This is a genomic window from Flavobacteriales bacterium (genome assembly GCA_019694795.1).
GTDB lineage: Bacteria > Bacteroidota > Bacteroidia > Flavobacteriales_D > UBA2798 > UBA2798.
Genome location: JAIBBF010000106.1, coordinates 1 through 4,735 on the forward strand (window position 1 = coordinate 1; position 4,735 = coordinate 4,735).

3 protein-coding genes are annotated in these 4,735 nt (G+C 40.3%); 1 reads left to right on the forward strand and 2 read right to left on the reverse strand.

Translation table 11 applies throughout. The features are described from left to right. Window positions 1–15 precede the first annotated feature (15 nt). Complete coding sequence (gene rocD / locus K1X56_14850) at window positions 16–1,290, forward strand: ornithine--oxo-acid transaminase (GenBank protein MBX7095997.1); 1,275 nt, start codon at window positions 16–18, stop codon at window positions 1,288–1,290. Window positions 1,291–1,368: 78 nt separating this feature from the next. On the opposite strand, the gene K1X56_14855 is transcribed toward rocD, so the two are convergent. Together K1X56_14855 and K1X56_14860 are read right to left on the reverse strand one after the other, a co-directional pair. Beyond that, entirely contained in the window at window positions 1,369–3,267 is a 1,899-nt protein-coding gene (locus K1X56_14855) for a M1 family metallopeptidase (GenBank protein MBX7095998.1), read from the reverse strand. A gap of 142 nt (window positions 3,268–3,409) precedes the next feature. Continuing rightward, on the reverse strand, window positions 3,410–4,735 hold a 1,326-nt coding region (locus tag K1X56_14860; protein MBX7095999.1), incomplete at its 5' end, for an oligopeptide:H+ symporter.

Sequence of the window (4,735 nt, forward strand, 5' to 3'; positions counted from 1 at the left end):
TTTATGATTAGTACTATGGAAAGTAAATACACTGCCGAGGAGTTAATGCATTTGGAAGATGAGCATGGTGCTCACAATTACCATCCTTTACCGGTGGTTTTGGATCGAGGAGAAGGGGTGTATGTGTGGGATGTAAACGGGAAAAAATATTTCGATTTTTTATCTGCCTATTCTGCCGTTAACCAGGGACATTGCCATCCGAGGATTATTGGAGCACTTAAAGATCAGGCTGAAAAGCTGACCCTCACTTCTCGTGCATTTTACAATGATGTTTTAGGTGTATATGAAAAATACGTAACCGAATTTTTTGGTTATGATAAGGTATTGCCTATGAACACCGGCGCCGAAGCAGTTGAAACAGCCATAAAAATTTGCCGTAAATGGTCGTATGAGAAAAAAGGCATTCCTGCCAATGAAGCCGTTATTGTGGTTTGTGGAAGTAATTTTCATGGAAGAACAACTACTATTGTTTCATTCTCGAGCGATGCCGATTCAAAAAATAATTTCGGTCCCTTTCCGGGTGGTTTCGTTTCTATTCCTTACAATGATTTATTGGCATTAGAAACTATTTTACAAAACCCGAATGTTGCCGGATTTTTGGTTGAGCCTATTCAAGGTGAAGCGGGTGTAAAAGTTCCGGATACTGATTATTTGCACAAGGCTTACCGCATGTGTAAAGAAAAGAATGTATTGTTTATTGCAGACGAAATTCAAACCGGCATTGCACGCACTGGTAGCATGCTGGCCACTTGCGGGAATTGTAATTGCGAAAAATCATGTCAACGTCAGCCGGATACTTATTTTAAAGCTGATGTTCTTATTCTCGGAAAAGCGCTGGCTGGTGGAGTGTATCCTGTTTCTGCAGTCTTGGCCGATAATGAAATTATGATGGTCATTAAGCCTGGTCAGCACGGCTCTACCTTTGGCGGAAATCCATTGGCTTGTAAAGTGGCTATTGAGTCGCTGGAAGTAGTGGTGGATGAGAATCTGATCAGTAATGCCCGCCGTCTCGGAAAAATTTTCAGGGCGGAAATGGAGAAGTTGATCGCCGAAAGTAGTCTGATAACTTTAGTCCGCGGAAAAGGCTTGTTAAATGCTATTGTAATTAACGATACTCCTGATAGTACCACAGCATGGGATTTGTGCCTTAAACTTGCTGAAAATGGTCTGTTAGCCAAACCTACGCATGGTAATATCATTCGTTTTGCACCACCACTGGTGATGAACGAAGAGCAATTGATGGAATGTGTTTCCATTATTCGAACTACGGTTCTTGCATTTAAGAAATAAACTAATTGCACAAAAAAAAAGATCCGTCATTACAACGGATCTTTTTTTTGCTTTAACTGGTGTTATATTCGAAAAGCTTTATTTCTTTTCCTGATATCCAACGATGCGATCGATGGTTGATGTGGATACATAGTGATATCCCGGACGTGCCTGATTGTAAATTTTCAATGCTAATTTTTTTCCTTCTTCACTTTGTACAAGTGCTTTGTATAATGGAGTAAGGAATTTGCGGCGACCAACCGTGGTAAGGAATTTTTCAATTTCCGGATTTGCATCTTTGTAACCACTGGTAATGGTGATTTGGAACCATAAACATGCAATTTCAGCATTGCCCGATTTGGTGAAATGGAAGGCATTATCGAGGTCCTTAATTTGTGCATTGTTCAATACCTGGGGCAAATTTTTCAGGAAGTGCATCCATTCGTGGGTCGACCAATCAGCGGTGGTTAATTTTGCAGCTGGAGTTCCGGTTGTCCATTGTCCAATAGCTGCATCCACTGCTTTAAATTTGGCAGAGCTCACCATGGTGATGTTGGAAGGAATTCCTCTTCCGTTTACCCACTCATCTACATTTACGGTAAGGTTGTATTTTTTTACCAGATTTTTGTCGAGGTACTCAAGGAAGATGTCGGTTGTCATGGGCTGGAATGCGTGTTCGGTGAAGTAATTTTTCAGGAACACATCAAATTTTTCTCTTCCTGCAGCTTCTTCGAGCATACGAAGGAAGAACGCTCCTTTTTCATAAGCGATTTCCGACATCGCATCGTCTGGATTGCGGTCCGACAAATCGAGTTTTAATTTGGTATCGTCCGGATTTCCTGCAAGTCCTTCAACTTCGTCGAGTAAGTCCTGATAGCCCAATTGAGCAAGCATTTCTGCATATTCTTTTCCGTATAATTCTTCCATAATACGGCGTTCGAAATAAACGGTAAATCCTTCATTCAACCAGAAATCGTTCCAGGTAGCGTTGGTTACCAGATTACCCGACCAGCTGTGCGCCATTTCGTGTGCAATAAGACTAGTTAAAGAACGGTCGCCGGCAATAATGGTTGGAGTTGCGAAAGTTAAACGCGGATTTTCCATTCCTCCAAAAGGAAAACTAGGAGGAAGAACGATAATATCATAACGTTCCCATTTGTATGGACCATATAAACGCTCAGCTGCTTCCAGCATTTTTTCTGTGTCCACCAACTCATTTGCACATTTATCGAGCATGGAAGGTTCAGTATAAACACCGGTGCGGTTACCTAATGTTTTAAATGAAATATCTCCTGCTGCTAAAGCGATGAGGTAAGAAGGAATCGGTTGATTCATTTCGAATTCGTAAACGCCATCTGCTGTTTTTTCAGTTGGGTTTTTAGCACTCATTACCACCATCAGTTCTTTTGGTGCTTTAACTTTTGCCTTATAGGTAATTCTGTTTCCTGGTGTATCCTGAATAGGAATCCATGTTCTGGTTAAGATAGCTTCACCCTGGGTGAAAAGATAAGGGTGTTTTTTACCTGCAGTTTGTGCGGGACTTAACCATTGAAGCGCCTCACATTTATCGGTTGTGTTATAGAAAATCGAGATTTTTTTCGCCTCTTTGGTAATGGGAATAAAAATGGGAGATCCTAACAATTCATCTTCCGTTCCCATGGCAAATTTTACTTCCTGATCATCCACCAATACTTTTTGAATGTTAATGTATTTGCTATCGAAAATGGCAGTGTCTGCGCCTTTGTTTACGATATCGTAATTGGCACTTCCGTTTAACTGTTTTTTATCAAAATCAATTGTAATATCGAGGAAAAGTGATGTTGAATAAACTTTATCCACATTCGAAAAACTGTGTTCATCTTTTACATTTAGATGTGTGTGTTCGATGGTGGCTACCTTAGTAGAGTCGGATGTTGCACCTTCTTTATTTTCTTCTGCTTTCGGTGAACACATGCTCAACAACACGGCAGAACTGAATAAAAGCGATTTTCTTATCATGAGGCTTTTTTTGGGTGCGCTAATTTAGAAGTTTCGATGAATTGACAAAGCCCTATTTCGCTTACTGCTCGATTTCGACCGATGAAAACAAAAAAAGCCCTGAAACTAAATTCAGGGCTTTTTTTTAAGTGTTGGAATTCAATTATTTGACTTCAGCCATCAATTTGCGGATAACAGGTGAAAGCAGGATCATAAGGACCCCGGCTGCCAGTGAAATATATCCGATCATCTCATATCCGGACGTGTATTGCTCCAGTTTCTCAACGTTGGTCAGGTTTTTACCGGATTCGTCGGAAGCTAAAGCCGAACCAATTAGTCCCGCGCCGTATTGACCATAAGCACTAGCGAGGAACCAGGTCCCCATCATAACTCCATATAAGCGTTTAGGCGATAATTTGGTAATCATTGACAGTCCAATTGGCGATAAACATAATTCACCAATGGTGGTGATGAGATAGGCTAAAACGAACAAGCTTAAAGGTGCCATTCCGTCTTTATTCGCATAAAATTTACTCATGAAAAACACCAGGAATCCAATTCCAAGAAACACAAATCCTAATCCGAATTTTACAACAGTGTTTGGTTCTGCTTTTCGCTTAGCAAGTGCAAGCCATAATAGTCCAACCAAAGGAGCGAATAGAATAACATACAATGCGTTTACGGAGTTGTTTACCGAGGTCATGTTTAAACCATGACTTTGCACATTTCCGATGGCAAAATAATTCAGCGATCCTCCTCCTTGTTCAAAAAAGGACCAGAAAATAAAGGAGAAGAAAATAAGGATCGAAGCAGCCACCAATTTTCTGGCTTCGGCCCGTTCGCATTTTCTGATTTCTATAAATAAATAAGCAATTACAATAATGGCTACAATCAGGAAGATTAAATCCACCAATTGAACGATGTACTTATTGATGATATTGAAGGCACCACTATCGTTGATGTTTATTTCTTTTTCGGTTCCTTTTTCGTTATTAAAAAGGATTTTATTTCCAATCGTTCCTTCCTGCAATTCGAGGTGAGAAACTACAGAAGTATTGATACCGCTGAGTTCAAATTTTCCTTCTGCATTGGTGGTGGCCGTTCCGATGGTTTTTTTGTTTTCATCCACTAAAGCGATGTTGGCATTAGGGACAAAAACAGAGTCGGCCATTAATTTTCCGCTAAAGGTTGCTGCATTGGCATCGCCTGTAAAATGGACCGTTTTATGTGTTCCGAAGAGGGAAGTCATATTGAATTCCATCGGATAATAAATCAGGCTGAAAAATAAAGGCACAAACAATAATGTTCCGAAAAAGTAAAAGAAACCTTTAGAAACACCAGCTGTTTTCTTTTCGAAAATTTCCGGTTTAGGCGTTAATCCGATTGGTCCCAATGATTTCTGCGTAAACATAAACAGGGTTAATCCCAACAGCATACAAATACCCGCCAAACTAAATCCTAATGACCAGCTATAAGCCGTACCGATATA